This is a genomic window from Roseovarius maritimus (assembly GCF_043355895.2).
Classification (GTDB): Bacteria; Pseudomonadota; Alphaproteobacteria; order Rhodobacterales; family Rhodobacteraceae; genus Roseovarius; species Roseovarius maritimus.
The window spans coordinates 139,325-156,126 of the sequence record NZ_JBHFPF020000008.1 but is presented as its reverse complement, the minus strand read 5'-3'; the positions used below and the strand labels follow the sequence as shown (position 1 = coordinate 156,126).

Here is a 16,802-nt window from a genome sequence, read left to right as displayed (position 1 = left end):
AGGTCTTCCTGTCCGCTGTCGCTCTCGCCGCAACCGTCATCTTCTGGCTATGAAAATCAATGAGTCTGGAGCCTAAGGCATCCGAGGAAGGGCTAGAAGACCTACCCGACGAGGAAATCTATGCGCTCCGCACACGCCTCAAGATGGATATGCTGCGCGACCATATGAAGGAATACCTTTCCAAAGATTTCGTTGCATCGTTACCACGAGAGCGCCGCGACGTTAAGCCCAAGGCAGACGAAGGGACCATCGAAGTAGAGGGAGAGAATGAAGCCGATCACTCAAAACCGTAGTGCGAGAAAGCTGTCACCGTCATTGCGTTGAGATGGCAGAGCCGCTTGGCGCCCCCTCCAATTTATGCATAAGGAGTCGAATGGTCGAAGGTCAGCTCTTCAAGGTGAAAAGCAGGAATAGCGCAGCCGCAGAGGAAGTCCGCTCTCCGCCCTTTTACCCGATGAGCTCGGTTGGGTGATAGCTGCCCAACATGGGTGATTACCCTGCGTCAGATCCAAACCGCTCTTCCAATCTTCCACAGTCCCGAACAGGGCTCACCGCAGAGACACGGGTTATGGCTTCTATCCGATCCAGAGATAGATTGCGGCCACTGCTCTTGAGACCATATGACCGTTGCGTTCGAGTAGTTTGGTGGCCGAGGGCGCTGGCGATCATCTCGGAATCGAACCGGTCTGAGTTCTTCATGTCGGCGGCCACCGCATGCCGGAACACGTAAGGTGTCAGGTTATGCCGAAGGCTGGGGAACGCCAGTTTGCCCAATCGGGTCACAAGTTTCCCAAGGCTGACCGAAACCCGGCGATGCCTTTCCGACGCCGGCAGCGGAATTCCATTGGCGTCCTTGCCCGGGCTCGACACGGTCAGGTGCAGATTGCCTTTATCTCGAAGCGTTTCTCGAAGCCATCTTGCCTCAGGCGCCTCGCATGCGATCTCAATCTCACGGACCGATTGCCCCTTGGCTGGCAAAGCCTCATGAAGCTGTGTCATGCACTTTGCACCTTTTATCAGGAAGATCAGCCGGTCCGCACCTTCCACTTCAATAAGACGAATATCGACGCCGTAATCCTCCGAAAACTCTGCCGGCCGCGCACCAGTGAGCATCATGGTCGCCAAGATCGCCTGCCGCGTGATGTCCAGATGTCGGTCCCTTGCGATTGAAGAGGTCCACAAGTGGCTGCGCCAATCATAATTGGGAAAAGCGTCACGCTTCCGGCGTTCGTGATGGCCGAGCGCCGATAAAGTTGACTGAGCCGACCGATCCCGCCGGCGCCTGGTGTCTGGCGCGGTCTTGTCCTCTCGTTTTCGGGTGCGGGCTTGGTCATGGAACGGATCTGGAGGCACTTCGATCAAAAAGTGAACCGCGGACGCCAACTGAGCTCTCTCCACCCCAGAGAGCGGCCGGACTGCGTCCTTCATCTGCTGTTTGACCGAGGGGAACAGATGAGGACGCAGACTGCCTAGACACTCTTTCTGCTCTTCTGCGCTCTCGATCCGGTTCAAGGTCTCCCGCCAATAAATTGGCATCAGTTCCAGAACGTCGCGGGCGGCAAGGCGAACCAGCGCAGAGCGATCGGCTTGCCTGGCGTTGGAGGTGGCCCAATCGTCAACTTCAAGGCGCGAGAGGAAGACCTTGAAGGGATCCCCTCTGGGATGGGCGCGCGCGAGAGCAGCAGCCCGGCGCTCGTATTTTTGCCAGGTTCCGCTTTCAATCAGATCTTCGATGCTGAACGCGGCATTCGAATGGGACGCAAGTTTGAAGGCATGGATGCTCATTTGAATGGAGATGGGGGCATCCTCATGACCGGATGGACTACCTTTGCAGTTCATTGGAATGAGGTCGTCCGCATGGGACGGGTGGCGGTCAGAAAGCGTCATGGAAATGGTCTCATTTTTGAAAAATTGCGTTGAAAACTTCAGTATCCCGTTCGAGTGATGGCAGAACCAGCTTCTGGCGGTTGCGAACCTCGATTGTCGACCGGGGGGTGTAGTGATCACCCCGAGTTTGAGGGTGAGTATTGCTACGTCTAATGACCGAGAGATGTGCGCTGAACCTCCAAGAGGCATAATATTCGCCTCTCTCCATCCGCCCCCACGCAGGGCAGAACGCTGACGCACAGGACGGCAACACGAAGGTCCAGCCGGCCAATCAATCGAAGAGCGGAGCCGGTTCCCGGTTGGGCCGTCAGGTCGAAGGCACGGCGCTGGAATAAGGGGTGCAATCCGGTCAACCGACCTCGGTAGCGCCACACTGCGTCGCCGGCAGGTGTTGGGTCCGCCTTGCGATTGATGGTGATGTTTAACCGACGATTGTAACCATCCAAGATGAGATCGCAGGTCCAGCAAGTCTGCCTCTGCGACGGCACCGCCTCGAAGACACCTGCGTATGTCGATCTTTGCAATCCCGCGAGCGAGAGACGTGCGATTTGGTCCTTTGTGTTATCCCGATCTTTCTGCCCAAGATTGGTGTAGTCTGTGTTTCGCATCGCTTCACTCTCCTTCAGGTTCAGGGAAGGTGAGCGGCAAGAATTTAAGCAGCGTAAACGCGTTTTTTTCCGGGGCCGGCTTCAAACAATGCTGCGTCCGAACAGTAAAAGGCTAACAGATCTATCGACCACTCACGCCTCCTGTGACTGTTGGCGGCTGTTGCAATGTTATCTGGCCAGCCGCTTCGGGTCCGGTGGCGTTCAAGTTCCAGCCGCAATCTCTCGTTGCCTGAAGATGCGTTGGCGGCACTCCCCCGGTGCACCGAGGCCGAACAACACGTCGACCTTAGGCTAGGACCTCTGGACCTTTGCAAAGTCAGAAGATAGTCTTTGAGATGCTACCACAGTCGGCGTCCACAAGCTCTCACACGAAACCTGAGCTGTGTCGTGCCCTGAAAAAATTGGCCATTTTGTTGGTGGATCGGTTGGTAGATGCAAGTAACGCATTTTCCCGTAACCATCTGCTCCAGCCAAAGAAAATCTCGTTGACAATATCCCCGCCGGAGGCACAAAATCTTTTTTGGAGTAGCAGGCAACATGACGCGCGACCTTTCCCGTCTTATTCGCCCCAGATCCATCGCCGTCGTTGGTGGCGGGGTGTGGTGCGCATCCGTCATTGAACAATGCCGCCGCATGGGGTTTGACGGCCCGATCTGGCCGGTACATCCAAAACGCGCTGAGGTCGGCGGCCTGCACGCCTATTCGGCGGTCGACGATCTGCCGAAAGCGCCTGATGCGACTTTTATCGGTGTCAATCGGGGCGCGACGATTGACACGGTAGCAAGCCTCGCCGCGATGGGCGCGGGCGGAGCGGTGTGTTTTGCCAGCGGCTTTCGCGAGGCGCAGGCCGAGACCGGTGATGGTGATGCGCTGCAGGATCAGCTTTTGCAGGCGGCGGGCGCCATGCCGATCATCGGCCCGAATTGCTACGGCTTCATCAATTATCTCGACGGAGCGCTTCTCTGGCCGGACCAGCATGGCGGCCAGCGGTGCGAGCGGGGTGTCGCGCTGATCACCCAAAGCTCGAACATCGCGATCAACCTGACCATGCAGGCGCGCGGACTGCCGCTCGCCTATGTCGCGACTGCTGGAAACCAGGCACAGACGGGGCTGGCAGAGATTGGAACGGCGCTGCTGGAGGATAGCCGCGTCACGGCGCTGGGCCTGCATATCGAGGGTGTCGGCGATTTGCGTGCCTTCGAGGCGCTGACGGATCGCGCCCGCGCGCTCGGCAAGCCGATCGTCGCGCTGAAAGCCGGCAAGTCCGAGCAGGCTCGAGCGGCGGCTGTATCGCATACCGCCTCGCTGGCAGGCAGCGACGCGGGCGCCCGCGCCCTGCTGGCGCGGCTCGGCGTGGCACAGGTGGCAACGCTGCCTGCGCTGGTCGAGACGCTGAAACTCCTTCATCTGGCCGGGCCGCTGGAGTCGGACCGAGTGATTTCGATGTCCTGTTCTGGCGGTGAGGCAAGCCTGATGGCGGATGCCGCCGTGGGCCGGGGCGTCATCTATCCGCCGCTGGACGCGGAGCAGCGTAGCGCGCTGCGCGCCGCTTTGGGGCCGATGGTGGCACTGGCCAATCCGCTGGACTACCACACCTTCATCTGGGATGACGTGCCCAGGATGACCGAGGCGTTTAGCGCGGCGCTGTCGGGCGATATTGCCCTCGGCTGTCTTGTCGTCGACTACCCGCGCACCGACAGGTGCAGCGATGCGGCCTGGGACTGCACCATTGCCGCGGGCGGCGCTGCCGTGCGCGCATCCGGCAAGCCTTTGGCCATTGTCGCAAGCCTGCCAGAGAATCTGAGCGAGCGCATGGCGCAGCGCATCATCGAGGCGGGAATGATCCCGCTGCTGGGGATCGACGAGGCAATGACCGCGATCGAGACAGCCGCCAGATTGGGCCGCTATCGAGCGCCTTCTGCGCCAATTCTGGTGCCCGGACCAGAGGGCGAAGCCCGGGTCCTGAGCGAGGCGGAGAGCAAGGCTGCGCTGGCCGCACATGGGGCGGATGTGCCGCAGTCGATGCGCGCCCTGGCGGCGGATCTGGAGCGAGCGGCGCATTCCATGGCGTTGCCCCTAGTACTCAAGGGCGAGGGGTTTGCGCACAAGACGGAGGCGGGCGCCGTGGCGCTGAACCTAGCCTCGTCAGAGGCTGTCATTGATGCGGCGGAGCGCATGAGTGCGCCCGCCTACTTGCTGGAAGAGATGATCACCGGCGGCGTTGCCGAACTGCTCATCGGGGTTGTCCGCGATCCAGCGCATGGCTTTGTCCTGACCTTGGCGGCGGGCGGCGTGCTGACCGAAATCCTGCAGGATAGCGCCTCGCTGATCCTGCCGGTCAGCGAGGCCGACATCACCGACGCGATTGACAGTCTGCGCATCGCGCCGCTCTTGGCGGGGTATCGCGGACAGCCTGCGGCATCGCGCGCCGCGATTGTCGCCGCCGTGCGCGCGGTGCAGGATTATGTCAAGGAGAATGCAAGCCGGGTGCAGGAAGTCGAGATCAACCCGCTGATCTGCACCCCTACGCGCGCCGTTGCGGCGGATGCGCTCATCAGAACAGGAGACAAGCCATGACCGATAGCCCGATAAAGACCGAAACAAGAGGCCATGTCCTGGAAGTGACGCTGGACCGGCCCAAGGCCAACGCGATCGACCTGCAAACCAGCCGCCTCATGGGCGAGGTGTTTCGCGATTTCCGCGATGATGACAACTTGCGCGTCGCGATCATCACTGGCGGTGGAGAAAAGTTCTTTTGCCCTGGCTGGGACCTCAAAGCGGCCGCGGATGGCGATGCGGTCGATGGCGATTACGGCGTCGGCGGCTTTGGCGGCATCCAGGAGCTGCGGGATCTGAACAAGCCGATCGTCGCAGCGGTCAACGGCATCTGCTGTGGCGGCGGGCTTGAGCTGGCGCTGGGCGCCGATATCATTCTGGCCGCCGATCATGCGCAATTCGCGCTGCCGGAAATCAATTCCGGTACAGTGGCGGACGCTGCCAGTGCCAAGCTTCCCAAGCGCATTCCCTATCATATCGCGATGGAGATGCTGCTGACCGGGCGTTGGATCGACGCCGAAGAGGCGGCGCGCTGGGGGCTGATCAATCACGTTCACCCGGCAGCCGACCTGATGGTAGAGGCGCGCGCGCTGGCCGACCGTCTGGCGGGCGGGCCGCCGCTGGTCTATGCCGCCCTGAAAGAGATCGTGCGCGACGCGGAAGGCAGTGATTTTCAGACCGTGATGAACAAGATCGCGCGGCGGCAATATCCCACTGTCGACCGTCTCTATTCGTCGGAGGATCAGCTGGAAGGCGCGCGCGCCTTCGCGGAAAAGCGTGATCCGGTCTGGAAAGGGCGCTGAGCCGCCGCAAAGCAGCGCCGGGTCAAGAGTGATGACAGCCTGCCCCCCGCAGGCTATCATCGACTAAACCTTACCGGGAAATATCTGCGGCGTGACACATAGAGAAAGCGGTAGCCGAACTTGGCTTGTGACACCTGATCTGCTTGGGGTCGTCGATAACCGGGGGCACTTCATCGATACCAACCCCGCGTGGTTGCGCTTGCTTGGCTACACACGGAAGGACATCGCTGAGCAGAAGTATTCCTATTTTATCCACCCCGAGGATCTGGACCACACGAACGGTGTTTTCGATAAATTGATGCGCGGCGAGGTCGCGCTGAATTTTGTCAATCGATATAGGGGCAAGGATGGCTCCTATCACTGGATTTCATGGAATGCCGTGCCCGAAGGAGAGCATATCTTGTGCTCGGGGCGCTGTATCACGACCGAAAAAGAAAACGAGGCGGCGCTGAAAACGCGCGAGGATGAGGCGGCGCTGCGCGAGCAGTTCATCGCCGTTCTGGGCCATGATGTGCGCAATCCGCTGGCGGCGATCAACGCGGCGGCGCGGGCGATCGATCGCTGTTCTGAGGACCCGCAGGTGCGGGAGATGACCGAATCGATCAAGGGGTCGAGCAACCGTATCGCACGCCTGATCGACGACGTGATGGACTTCGCCCGCGCGCGGCTGGGCGGCGGTCTGAATATCGAACGGATCAAGGACTACGATGTGCAGCCCATCCTCGAGCAGGTGGTGCAGGAAATTCAGTTGGCCTATCCAGATACGCGGATCGTGACCGAGTATGATTTCTGCGATCCGATCCGATGCGATGTGGGCCGCATCGCCCAGTTGATCTCGAACCTACTGGCCAATGCCGTCACGCATGGGGAGGAGGGCGCGTCCGTCACCGTCTCGGCGCAGGATCGCGACGGCTCGTTCTACTTGTGGGTTACCAATCTGGGCGCGCCCATTCCGAAGGAGGTCAGGCGGATGCTGTTTCAGCCCTTCGCGCGGGGCAATGTCAAACAGTCGCAGCAGGGGCTGGGTCTCGGCCTCTTTATCGCGCGCGAGATCGCTCGCGGGCATGGCGGCGATCTTACCATGAACTCGGACGAAAGCGGCACGGTCTTTACCTTTCGCATGCCGCGCCTTTGACCAATCGGGGGTGTGAGGGGGCAATCGGCGCGCGCCGGTTGATCGCGCGGGCGATTTCTATAATGTCGTCCGACATTCCAAAGAATGAATGGCCGCCGGCCAAACAAGAAACGACAGGGAGAAGACATATGCAGACCTTTTTGAAAAGCGCCGTCGTGGCAGGCATCGCGGCGAGTTTCGCCAGCCAGGCCGCTGCGACCGAGTGGAACGTTTCGCTCTGGGGCAAGCGCCGCGCCTTTACCGAGCATGTCGAGAAGCTGGCCGAGCTGGTCAGCGAAAAGACGGGTGGCGAGTTCACCCTGAACATCAGCTATGGCGGTCTCAGCAAGAACCGCGAAAACCTTGACGGCATCTCCATCGGCGCGTTCGAGATGGCCCAGTTCTGCGCAGGCTATCACCGCGACAAGAACCCCACCCTGACCGTACTGGAACTGCCCTTCCTCGGCGTCGAGACGCTGGAGCAGGAGCGCGAGTTGTCGATGGCACTCTATGACCAGCCCGCCGTGCAGGAGGATCTGGCGCGCTGGAACGCGACGCTGCTGATGCCGTCCCCCATGCCGCAATACAACCTCGTCGGCCTTGGCGATGCGCCGCAGAGCCTTGACGATTTCGAGGGTCTCGCCGTGCGCGCCACGGGCGGCATCGGCGAGGCCATGGAGGCGGTGGGCGCTGTGCCCGCCTCGATGTCGGCCAGCGAAGTGCGTCAGGCGATGGATAGCGGCGTTGTTACCGCCGTCGCCTTTGCGCCGCACGCGCATATGTCCTTCGGCACCATCGAGAATGGCAAATGGTGGACCACCAACCTGAACCCCGGCACCGTCAACTGCCCTGTCGTCGCCAATACCGACGCCCTGAACGATCTGACCGACGAAGAGCGTGAGGCGCTGTTGGGCTCGATCGACGAGGCGCTGGATTACTACGTCGAGAACTACGAAACCAACACGATGGGCAAATGGGGCCCTGCCTTGGATGAGCGCGGGATCGAGCGGGTCACCTTCTCGGATGAGGGGATCGCGTCTTTCCGCGAGGCCGTCGCAGGCCCCGCCGCCACCGCGTGGGTCGAGGATATGAGCGCCCGCGGTCTGCCCGCGCAGGAGCTTTATGACTTCACCACCGGCAAGCTGGAAGAGTTGAAGGGCAACTGAGCCTTCAAGCGTGACACCCACCGGGGCGGCGGGCCCGCCGCCCCGGTTTTGCCACAGCCCAAGTCATGACAGGAGACAGCTATGGCCGGTGCCGCCTCGGTTCTGACCGATGACAGTCTACTCAGCCGCCTCGATCGCGGGCTTTACCGCGTGGAAAGGGTGCTGGCGCTGATCAGCGGTCTGGCCGTCTTCTCGCTGATGCTGCTGGCCGTTGTCTCGGTCTCGGGCCGCAATTTCCTGAACCAGCCGCTGCCCGGTTATGTCGACTGGATCGAGCAGGCGATGCCGTTGATCGCCTTCATGGGCATCTCCTATGCGCAGCGCGACGGTGGGCATATCCGCATGGATATTGTCGTCGGCGCCCTCGGGGGCCGCGTGCTGTGGCTGGTCGAGTTGATCACGACGCTTGTCATCCTCGCGCTGGTCGTGCTGCTGATCTGGGGCAGTTGGGCCCATTTCTCGCGCAGCTTCGATTTTGGCGCGCCTCTTTGGAGCCGCGACAGCAGCATGGATATCGCGCTACCGCTCTGGCCGGCCAAGCTGCTGGCGCCCGTCGCGTTTTCGGTGCTGGCTGTGCGGCTGGTGCTGCAGGCGATAGGGTACCTGCGCGCGCTGATCTCGGGCACCGATGCGCCTGTCGCCGTGCCGCTGGTGATCGACGCCGCCACCCAGGCCCGCATGGAAGCCGAGCAATTGACCGGGCGCGACGCATGAGCGCGCGCCATGCGAGAGGGGCCGTCTGATGGAGCCGATTGATATTGGCCTGATCGTTTCCGGTATGATGCTGGTGCTGGTCGTCTTGGGTATGCGCGTTGCCTTTGCTGCGGCGATGGCCGGGCTTGTCGGTCTCGTCTGGATATTCTGGTCGAAGAAAGGCTACGCGGGCGACGAATTTCTCTGGGCGCTGACCGTCGGCGTCAAGACGGCGGGGCAGGTGCCGCATTCCAAGGTCGCCAATCAGGCGCTCAGCTTGATCCCTACCTTTATCCTCATCGGCTATCTGGCCTATTACGCGGGCCTGACCAAGGCGCTGTTCGAGGCGGCCAAGCGCTGGATCGCATGGGTGCCGGGCGGCCTTGCCGTCTCGACTATCTTTGCCACTGCGGGCTTTGCCGCCGTCAGCGGCGCATCGGTGGCCACGGCGGCCGTGTTCGCGCGCATCGCCATTCCCGAGATGCTGAAGATCGGCTATGACAAACGCTTTGCCGCTGGCGTCGTGGCGGCAGGCGGCACGCTGGCCTCGCTGATCCCGCCCTCGGCCATCCTTGTCATCTATGCCATCATCGTCGAGCAGGATGTGGGCAAGCTGTTGCTTGCCGGCTTCCTTCCCGGCGTCTTTTCGGCCATCGTTTATGCGGTGCTGATCGTCGGCATGGCGCTCAGCATCAAGGGGTTTGGCCCACCGGTGCGCGGCTTTACCTGGCGCCAGAGGTTCGAGAGCCTGCCGCCCGCGCTGCCCATCCTCTTCGTCGTCGCGACCATCGTCCTATTCGTCTATAATCCCTTCGGCGGCGACGCCTGGGGCACCCCGACCGAGGGCGGAGCCATCGGCGCCTTCGTCGTCTTCCTGATGGCGCTCTGGCGTGGGATGCGCTGGGCCGAGCTGAAATCGGCCCTTCTGGAAACCGCCAAGCTGAGCGTGATGATCTTTACCATCATCTGGGGCGTGCTGATCTATGTGCGCTTCCTCGGCTTTGCCGATCTGCCGGGCGCGTTTTCGGACTGGATCACCTCGCTGACCGTGTCGCCCATGCTGATCCTTGTCTGCATCCTTCTGGCCTATGCCGTTCTGGGCATGTTCATGGACGCCATCGGGATGCTGCTCCTGACGCTGCCGGTGGTCTATCCGGCGGTCATGGCCCTCAACGGGGGCGAGTTCGTCAGCGCGGCGGAGAGCACATTCGGCATGTCGGGACCAATGTGCGCGATCTGGTTCGGGATCCTCGTGGTCAAGATGGCCGAGTTCTGCCTGATTACGCCGCCCATCGGGCTGAACTGCTTTGTCGTGGCGGGCGTGCGGCCGGATCTCAGCGTGCAGGACGTCTTCAAGGGCGTGACGCCCTTCTTCATAGCCGATGGCATCACCATCGCCCTCCTGGTCGCGTTCCCGGCCATCGTGTTATGGCTGCCATCTTTGGCCTGAGCCGTGCCTACCCGGTGACGATGGCGCGCTGGTCGTCCAGCCCCATCGAGACCAGCAAGGGGGTATCCTCCTGCCGCTGCTGAAACGCGGCCTTGTCCGCCATTCCCTGCCAGTCGCAAGCGATCAGCGACTGCGCGACTGACCCGCCAAGGGTGTTGCCCGGTCCGGTGACGATGAACATCTCGGGCGCGAATTCGCGTGCGGCGGTGCGGATGGCGCGGGCGAAGTCGTAGGTCTCGGTGACTTGCGCACCCAGCGTGTAATCATAAAGCGCGCCCAGATCGCTGGCGCCCGGCCACCAAATGCCGCCGCGCCCGTCGACCATCGGCAATTCGGGTTGACCAAAGAGCGCGGCGGGCAGCGCATCGCGCCCGGCCTCGGCGACAGGGGCCTGCAGATCGGTATGGAACGCCGCGTGATGCGGCAGGCGCATGGGAAAGAGGTTGTCGAGTTTCGGCACCGAGGCCTCGAACTCGGCCAGCCCGGCCTCGTCGCCCGCCAGCACCAGCATCCCGCCAAGGTCGATCGAAAGGCGCAGCACCCCGGCATGACCGTCGATCTGGCGCACGGTCTGCATCAGGCCCGCGCGCCGCGCGGGATCGGGGCGCCAGTCTGGGCCGGTGCAAGGATAAACTAGCTGCCCGCCGATTGCGGCCTCGTGCATGAGGCGGCCCATCGTGCTGACCACCTGCAATCCACCCTCGGCATCCAGCGCACCCGCAGCGGCCAGCGCGGTATACCAGCCCATCGAATTGCCGGTGACGGCGACCAGCTCGATATCCTCGGCCAGCGCGGCGCGATCAAGGTAGGAGCAGGCGAAGATCAGCGGTGACGCGACATCACCCGTACCGTGCGTCTCGGTCGAGAACCGCTCCGCGCCGTCCAGTTCGCTCAGGGATGTCTGGCCCTCGGCGCGGCGCAGATCGTCGAAGGTCTCCAGCAAAGGCGCGCCCGCATGGTGGCGGGCCAGATAGCCCAGTTCGGATTTGTTGTAGGTGCCCCGGCCGGGACAGATCAGAACGGCACGGCAACTCATTCGCAGGCCTCCTTGGCGGCGGCAATGATACTATCGACCGAGGGCATGGTGGCCCCATAAGCCGGCCCGGTGGCGATAAAGCTGTCCTCGGCTGTCAGGCGCGTCACGGGCAGTTCGGCCCGCTCGACCATGAGCGCCATCAATGCCTCGGCCTGCCCGCCAGTGCGGCGGCACTCATCGACGACCAGCACCGATTGGCACCCGCGCACTGCCTCGAGCAGCGCTTTCTCGGGCAAGGGTGCGATCCAACGCATGTCGATGACGCGCGCGTTGATCCCCTCGGCCTCCAGCGCGGCTTGTGCCTGCCGCGACAGATAATACCCGTTGCCATAGGTCACGATGGCCAGATCGCGGCCCTCGCCATGCACGCCGACCTCGCCCAGCCGGATGCGCTCGTCCGGGGCGGGATAGGTGCCCATCCAGCCGCCATCGCCCTGCCCATGAAGATCGCGCATTGGGTAGAGCGCGATGGGCTCGACAAAGACCACAACGCGCTGTTCCTCGCGCGCCAGCCGCACGCATTCGCGCAGCATCTTTGCCGCATCCGGCCCGTTCGACGGACAGGCGACGATCAGGCCCGGGATGTCGCGCAGCACGGCCAGCGAGTTGTCGTTGTGGAAATGCCCGCCAAACCCCTTTTGATAGCCAAGCCCGGCGATGCGCAGCACCATCGGGTTGGTGAACTGGCCGCAGCTGAAGAAGGGCAGCGTCGCGGCCTCTCCCCTCAGCTGGTCCTCGGCATTATGCAGATAGGCCAGGAACTGGATCTCGGGGATGGGAACAAAACCGTTATGCGCCATGCCGATGGCAAGGCCGAGGATGCTCTGCTCGTCCAGAATAGTGTCGATCACGCGGTCGGTGCCAAAGCGTTGTTGCAGGCGCTGTGTGACGCCGTAAACGCCGCCCTTGCGGCCCACATCCTCGCCCATCACGGCGATCTCGCCATGGGTGGCCATGAGATCCGTCAGCGCCCAGTTGATCAGGCGACTCATCGGTTGGGGCTGGTCCATCTGTTTCATGTCACTGCCGAAGGCGGTCTCGCGCTCCTCCGGGCTGGGCCCGTTGGTGGGCTTGCAGAGACGGCGGGGCGGGATGATGCTGGCCATCACGTCCTTGGCCGTCTTCAGATGCGGGCGCGTCGTCACCTCATCCGCGACGCGCGACACGCGCTCGCAGGTTTCGTCATAGATCGCCAGCGCGTCCTCGCGCGCCAGCGCACCAGCGGCATCCAGCAGGCGCACGGAATGCAGCAGCGGATCGTTCGCCTCCTCGGCCTCGACGCGCTCCTTTAGCATATAGGTGGTGGGCAGGTCCGCCCCTGCATGGCCGTAAAGGCGCACCATGGTCAGGTGCAGGAACGCGGGCTTGCGGTGGCGGCGGACATAGTGCGCGGCCTCGGCGGCGACCTGTGCCGTTTCGTAGAGATCGAGCGCGTTGGCGGTGAAATACTTGATGCCGGGGCGATGCCGCATACTGGCCGCGACCCAGCCTTTGGGCGTCGGGGTCGAGATGCCGATGCCGTTATCCTCGCACACCATGAGGAGGGGCAGGGGCACCGACTGCACGCTGGTCCATCCTGCGGTGTTGATCGCGCCCTGCGCGGTCGAATGGTTCAGCGAGGCATCCCCGAATGTCGCCACCGCGATGCCGTCCTGCGGCAGGGTGCGGTGCTCGGGCGGGCGCCGGCGGGCAAGAGCGATTCCATAGGCCGCACCGAGCGCTTTGGGCAGGTGCGATGCGATGGTCGAGGTCTGCGGCGGGATCATCAGCGCGCGTGATCCCAGCACCTTGTGGCGCCCGCCCGATACCGGATCCTCGGACGAGCAGGCAAAACTCAGCAGCATGTCCCAGAGGATCGACTGGCCGGGCACCTGGTCCGCGCGCGCGATCTGAAACGCGGCATCCCGGTAGTGCAGAAAGGCGATGTCATCGGGCCGCAGAGCGTGGGCGACCGCCGCCATCCCTTCATGCCCGCTTGATCCGATTGTGTAAAACCCTTGGCCCGCCTTCTGCATCGCGCGACTGGTGCGGTCGAGAGCGCGGGAGAGGCATTGCGCACGGAAAAGGCGAATGGCCTCGGCGGGCTCCAGCGCTGCGGCGGGGTCTCTGCCCTCGGGCAGATCGCCCGACGCAGCGCGCGCGCGAAAGTTTTCATGCACGATATCGGCGCGGTCCATTGGGCACTCCTGTCGGCGGTGGTGATCTGGCGCGCACCTTGCCCGTGCCCCGCGCGCACCTCAAGCCTTGTTTTCCCGGTCCCGGCCCGGCTAAGTCATGCGCTTAGCAGGAAAGGCCGCGCGGTGACCCCTTCGCTCGACATGCAGAACGTTTCACTGACGCTGGAGGGGCGGACCATCCTGCACGGGATCAGCCTGCGCGCCGATGAGGCGCGGATCGGCATTGTCGGGCGGAACGGATCGGGCAAGAGCACGCTGGCGCGGGTGATTGCCGGGCTGGAGGCTCAGGATGAAGGCACGCTGCGCATCTACGGCGTCGATGTGGCGCGCGATCGGCGCGCGGCCATCCGCACGGTCGGCATCCTTTTTCAGAACCCCGATCACCAGATCATCTTTCCGACTGTGGATGAGGAGATCGCCTTCGGCCTGCGCCAGCTGGGCCAGTCCAAGGCCGACGCGGCCAAGGGTGTGCGCGCCATCCTCGCCGAGTTCGGCAAGGCGCATTGGGCGGGCGCGGCCATTCATCCGCTCAGCCAGGGGCAAAAGCAGCTGGTCTGCCTCATGTCGATCCTCGCCATGCGCCCTGCGCTGATCGTGCTGGACGAGCCTCTGTCCGGCCTCGACATCCCCACGCGGATACAGCTGATGCGTTATCTGGACCGCGCCGAGGCGCAGCTGATCCATATCTCGCACGACCCCGAGGTGCTGGCAGACTATGACCGCGTGCTATGGATCGCCGAGGGGCGGATCGCGCAGGACGGTGCGCCGGAGGCCGTGCTTGCCCAGTTCCGCGCTGAGATGAAGCGTTTGGGAGGTCTGGATGATATCGCTGACCTCGCCGGTTGAGACCCGCGCGCATCATTGGCCCGCGGGGGCCAAGCTGGCGGCGCTTTGCGCGGCAACGATGGTGCTTTTCGCGATGGGCAGCGCGCCGGGCCACGCGGCGGCCTTTGTTGGGATGCTGGCGCTTTATGCTGCGCCGGGCGCGGTGTTTTTCCGCAGCGGCATGGTGCGGCTACGGGTGCTCTGGCCCTTCCTCGCCATCATCCTGATCTGGCACGCGGTGACAGCGACGCCGGTGCAGGGCGCGGTGATCGCGCTTCGTCTGCTGACCGCCGTAGGCCTGGCCAACCTTGTGACCATAACGACGCGGCTGTCGGACATGATCGCCGTGGTGCGCTGGCTGGCCGCACCGCTGCGCCGGTTCGGGGTTGAGACCCGCGCGCTGGAGCTGGGTATCGCGCTGGTCATCCGTTTCACGCCCATGCTGGCCGACAAGGGCGCGGCATTACGGCTTGCATGGCGCGCGCGCTCGGCTCGCAGGCCGGGATGGCGCATCGTGACGCCCTTTGCCCTCTGCGCCATCGACGATGCCGAGCGGGTTGCCGATGCGCTGAAGGCACGCGGCGGCGTCTAGCCCGAGTTGGGGCGACGCAAGTTTTTGGTTGCCACGCCGCGTCATTCTGGCGCAGCTATGCCCGAACCGCCCATCAGGAGCCAAGCCCATGGAACGCAACATCGCCCTCGTCGCCCTCTTCTCCGCACTGATCGCCGCGCTGGGGATCATCCCGCAAGTGACGCTGCCCTTCGGCGTGCCGATCACGGCGCAGTCTCTGGGCGTGATGCTGTGCGGCACGGTTCTGGGCGCAAAGCGAGGCACGCTGGCGGTGCTGCTTTTCATGCTGTTGGTCTGCCTTGGTCTGCCGCTTCTGTCAGGCGGACGGGGCGGCCTTGGCGTGATCGTATCGCCCACGGGGGGCTTTTTCATCGCCTTCCCGGTCGCGGCGTTCTTTGCGGGCCTGATCACACAAAGCTGGCGTAGCGTGCCGCTTGCCGTCTCGGCAGGCGTCGCGGCGGCGGTGGGCGGACTTGTCCTTTACGCGTTCGGCATCATCGGACTGGCGCAGGTGCTGGGCAAGACGCTGGGCGAGGCGGCGCTATTGGTCACGGCTTTCATCCCGGGCGACGCGATCAAGGCGGTGCTGGCGGGGCTGATCACCTCGGCGCTCTACCGGGCGCGGCCGCGTGCGGTGCTGACGCGCGCCTGACCCGGCGAGCGAGAAGGCAGATGCACTTTCGCGTCCCATGTAATCATGGACATTACCGGCGGGCGCTGCTTAATTCGCGGCACCATAGCGGGGCGGGGGGCGTTCGAGCAGTCCGCGTTGCAGGATCCTACATAACTGGGAGGTTACCTTAATGGATCGTCGTTCGTTTATCCGCGCTGGTGCACTTGGCACCGCCGCGACCGCACTGGCCGCACCGGCCATCGCACAGGGCAATATCACGTGGCGCATGGTCACCACATGGCCCAAGAATTTTCCCGGTCTGGGCGTTGGGGCACAGCGTCTTGCCGACCGTATCACCGCCGCGTCGGGTGGCCGCCTGACCGTTCAGGTCTATTCCGCCGGCGAGCTGGTCCCGCCCCTTCAGAGCCTTGACGCCGTCATCGACGGCACCGCCGAGATGAGCCACGGCGCCGCCTATTACTGGCAGAACAAATCGCCCGCGCTCAGCTTCTTTACCGGTGTGCCCTACGGCATGACCACGGCCGAGCTGACCGCTTGGGTCCGTTTCATGGGCGGGCAGGAAATCTGGGACGAGATCTATGACCAGTTCGGCGTTCAGGGCTTCTTGTCGGGCAATACCGGCAACCAGACCGGCGGTTGGTTCCGCGAAGAGCTGACCGGCCTCGATTCGATCAAAGGCAAGCGTTTCCGCACGCCGGGCCTGGGCGGCCGCGTCTGGGAGAAACTGGGCGCGACCGTGACCAACATGGCCGCTGGCGAAATTTTTCAGGCGTTGCAGTCGGGCACGCTCGATGCCGCTGAATTTGTCGGACCCTACAACGATCTGGCGCTCGGCTTTCACCAGGTGGCCAAGCACTACTACCTCTCCAGCTTTGTCGAGCCGGGGCTTGCCACGGAGGTGGTCGTCGACAAGGCCAAATACCAAGAGCTGCCCGAAGACCTGCAGGCGCTGGTGCGCGATGTGGCGCAGGCGGAATACGAGATGGTCTCGTCCGATTTCATCGCCAACGACCCGCGCGCGCTGAAAACGCTGATCGACGAACATGGCGTGCAGGTGCACCAGTTCCCCGACGACATCATGGAGGCGGGCGCCAACGCCGCCAAGGAAGTGATCGAAGACCTGCGGGCGAGCGACGACCCCCTCGTCAAGAAAACCACCGAGAGCTTCCTAAGCGCGCTTGCGCTGGTGCGCTCGCGGACCGAGCAGATCGACATGCCGTATCAGCAGGCCCGCAAGAGCTATTTCGACCTGTGATCGCCTAACAAAAACGCAAGGCTCGGC

General features: G+C 63.3%; 14 protein-coding genes. 11 read left to right on the top strand and 3 right to left on the bottom strand.

Annotated features, from left to right (window positions below):
* Window positions 1–59 precede the first annotated feature (59 nt).
* Complete coding sequence (locus tag ACEWPM_RS14840) at window positions 60–293, top strand: hypothetical protein (RefSeq protein WP_393963070.1); 234 nt, start codon at window positions 60–62, stop codon at window positions 291–293.
* A gap of 199 nt (window positions 294–492) precedes the next feature.
* Here ACEWPM_RS14840 and ACEWPM_RS14835 read toward each other — a convergent pair whose 3' ends face one another.
* Entirely contained in the window at window positions 493–1,887 is a 1,395-nt protein-coding gene (locus ACEWPM_RS14835; protein WP_076530836.1) for a site-specific integrase, read from the bottom strand.
* Window positions 1,888–3,032: 1,145 nt separating this feature from the next.
* Between ACEWPM_RS14835 and ACEWPM_RS14830 the strand changes: the two genes are divergently transcribed.
* The 6 genes from ACEWPM_RS14830 (at window position 3,033) to ACEWPM_RS14805 (ending at window position 10,277) form a co-directional block, all read left to right on the top strand.
* On the top strand, window positions 3,033–5,072 hold the full coding sequence (locus ACEWPM_RS14830; protein WP_393963069.1) for an acetate--CoA ligase family protein: 2,040 nt from the start codon (window positions 3,033–3,035) through the stop codon (window positions 5,070–5,072).
* Entirely contained in the window at window positions 5,069–5,854 is a 786-nt protein-coding gene (locus ACEWPM_RS14825; protein ID WP_393963068.1) for a carnitinyl-CoA dehydratase, read from the top strand. Before ACEWPM_RS14830 ends, ACEWPM_RS14825 begins: the two co-directional genes overlap by 4 nt.
* A gap of 127 nt (window positions 5,855–5,981) precedes the next feature.
* On the top strand, window positions 5,982–6,989 hold the full coding sequence (locus tag ACEWPM_RS14820) for a PAS domain-containing sensor histidine kinase (protein WP_393963067.1): 1,008 nt from the start codon (window positions 5,982–5,984) through the stop codon (window positions 6,987–6,989).
* A 128-nt stretch (window positions 6,990–7,117) separates the two neighbouring features.
* Window positions 7,118–8,134 (top strand): C4-dicarboxylate TRAP transporter substrate-binding protein, encoded by a 1,017-nt coding sequence (locus ACEWPM_RS14815; protein ID WP_393963066.1) that lies wholly within the window; start codon window positions 7,118–7,120, stop codon window positions 8,132–8,134.
* A gap of 81 nt (window positions 8,135–8,215) precedes the next feature.
* On the top strand, window positions 8,216–8,848 hold the full coding sequence (locus ACEWPM_RS14810) for a TRAP transporter small permease subunit (protein WP_393963065.1): 633 nt from the start codon (window positions 8,216–8,218) through the stop codon (window positions 8,846–8,848).
* Window positions 8,849–8,876: 28 nt separating this feature from the next.
* Window positions 8,877–10,277, top strand: coding sequence for a TRAP transporter large permease (locus ACEWPM_RS14805; RefSeq protein WP_393963064.1), 1,401 nt, complete (start codon window positions 8,877–8,879; stop codon window positions 10,275–10,277).
* 7 nt (window positions 10,278–10,284) lie between these two features.
* On the opposite strand, the gene ACEWPM_RS14800 is transcribed toward ACEWPM_RS14805, so the two are convergent.
* Window positions 10,285–11,313 (bottom strand): ACP S-malonyltransferase, encoded by a 1,029-nt coding sequence (locus ACEWPM_RS14800; protein WP_393963063.1) that lies wholly within the window; start codon window positions 11,311–11,313, stop codon window positions 10,285–10,287.
* The gene (locus tag ACEWPM_RS14795) at window positions 11,310–13,490 is read right to left on the bottom strand and encodes a thiamine pyrophosphate-dependent enzyme (protein ID WP_393963062.1); all 2,181 of its coding nucleotides are present in this window, start codon (window positions 13,488–13,490) and stop codon (window positions 11,310–11,312) included. Before ACEWPM_RS14795 ends, ACEWPM_RS14800 begins: the two co-directional genes overlap by 4 nt.
* 141 nt (window positions 13,491–13,631) lie before the next feature.
* Between ACEWPM_RS14795 and ACEWPM_RS14790 the strand changes: the two genes are divergently transcribed.
* The 4 genes from ACEWPM_RS14790 to ACEWPM_RS14775 all read left to right on the top strand — a co-directional run bounded on the left by ACEWPM_RS14790 (window position 13,632) and on the right by ACEWPM_RS14775 (window position 16,775).
* Complete coding sequence (locus ACEWPM_RS14790; RefSeq protein ID WP_393963077.1) at window positions 13,632–14,336, top strand: energy-coupling factor ABC transporter ATP-binding protein; 705 nt, start codon at window positions 13,632–13,634, stop codon at window positions 14,334–14,336.
* Window positions 14,311–14,907 carry an energy-coupling factor transporter transmembrane component T family protein gene (locus ACEWPM_RS14785; RefSeq protein ID WP_393963061.1) on the top strand — a complete coding sequence of 199 codons (597 nt, stop codon included), beginning with the start codon at window positions 14,311–14,313 and terminating at the stop codon, window positions 14,905–14,907. The genes ACEWPM_RS14790 and ACEWPM_RS14785 overlap by 26 nt, the downstream gene beginning before the upstream one ends.
* Window positions 14,908–14,995: 88 nt before the next feature.
* Window positions 14,996–15,538 (top strand): biotin transporter BioY, encoded by a 543-nt coding sequence (locus ACEWPM_RS14780; RefSeq protein ID WP_393963060.1) that lies wholly within the window; start codon window positions 14,996–14,998, stop codon window positions 15,536–15,538.
* Between the two features lie 151 nt (window positions 15,539–15,689).
* The gene (locus tag ACEWPM_RS14775; RefSeq protein WP_393963059.1) at window positions 15,690–16,775 is read left to right on the top strand and encodes a TRAP transporter substrate-binding protein; all 1,086 of its coding nucleotides are present in this window, start codon (window positions 15,690–15,692) and stop codon (window positions 16,773–16,775) included.
* The last annotated feature ends 27 nt before the right edge of the window (window positions 16,776–16,802 follow it).

Excerpts from the sequence above, each read along its gene's own strand:
- ACEWPM_RS14840 (WP_393963070.1), top strand. The coding sequence starts at position 60 with ATGAGTCTGGAGCCTAAGGCATCCGAGGAAGGGCTAGAAGACCTACCC.
- ACEWPM_RS14835 (WP_076530836.1), bottom strand. The coding sequence starts at position 1,887 with ATGACGCTTTCTGACCGCCACCCGTCCCATGCGGACGACCTCATTCCA.
- ACEWPM_RS14830 (WP_393963069.1), top strand. The coding sequence starts at position 3,033 with ATGACGCGCGACCTTTCCCGTCTTATTCGCCCCAGATCCATCGCCGTC.
- ACEWPM_RS14825 (WP_393963068.1), top strand. The coding sequence starts at position 5,069 with ATGACCGATAGCCCGATAAAGACCGAAACAAGAGGCCATGTCCTGGAA.
- ACEWPM_RS14815 (WP_393963066.1), top strand. The coding sequence starts at position 7,118 with ATGCAGACCTTTTTGAAAAGCGCCGTCGTGGCAGGCATCGCGGCGAGT.
- ACEWPM_RS14810 (WP_393963065.1), top strand. The coding sequence starts at position 8,216 with ATGGCCGGTGCCGCCTCGGTTCTGACCGATGACAGTCTACTCAGCCGC.
- ACEWPM_RS14805 (WP_393963064.1), top strand. The coding sequence starts at position 8,877 with ATGGAGCCGATTGATATTGGCCTGATCGTTTCCGGTATGATGCTGGTG.
- ACEWPM_RS14800 (WP_393963063.1), bottom strand. The coding sequence starts at position 11,313 with ATGAGTTGCCGTGCCGTTCTGATCTGTCCCGGCCGGGGCACCTACAAC.
- ACEWPM_RS14795 (WP_393963062.1), bottom strand. The coding sequence starts at position 13,490 with ATGGACCGCGCCGATATCGTGCATGAAAACTTTCGCGCGCGCGCTGCG.
- ACEWPM_RS14790 (WP_393963077.1), top strand. The coding sequence starts at position 13,632 with ATGCAGAACGTTTCACTGACGCTGGAGGGGCGGACCATCCTGCACGGG.
- ACEWPM_RS14785 (WP_393963061.1), top strand. The coding sequence starts at position 14,311 with ATGATATCGCTGACCTCGCCGGTTGAGACCCGCGCGCATCATTGGCCC.
- ACEWPM_RS14780 (WP_393963060.1), top strand. The coding sequence starts at position 14,996 with ATGGAACGCAACATCGCCCTCGTCGCCCTCTTCTCCGCACTGATCGCC.
- ACEWPM_RS14775 (WP_393963059.1), top strand. The coding sequence starts at position 15,690 with ATGGATCGTCGTTCGTTTATCCGCGCTGGTGCACTTGGCACCGCCGCG.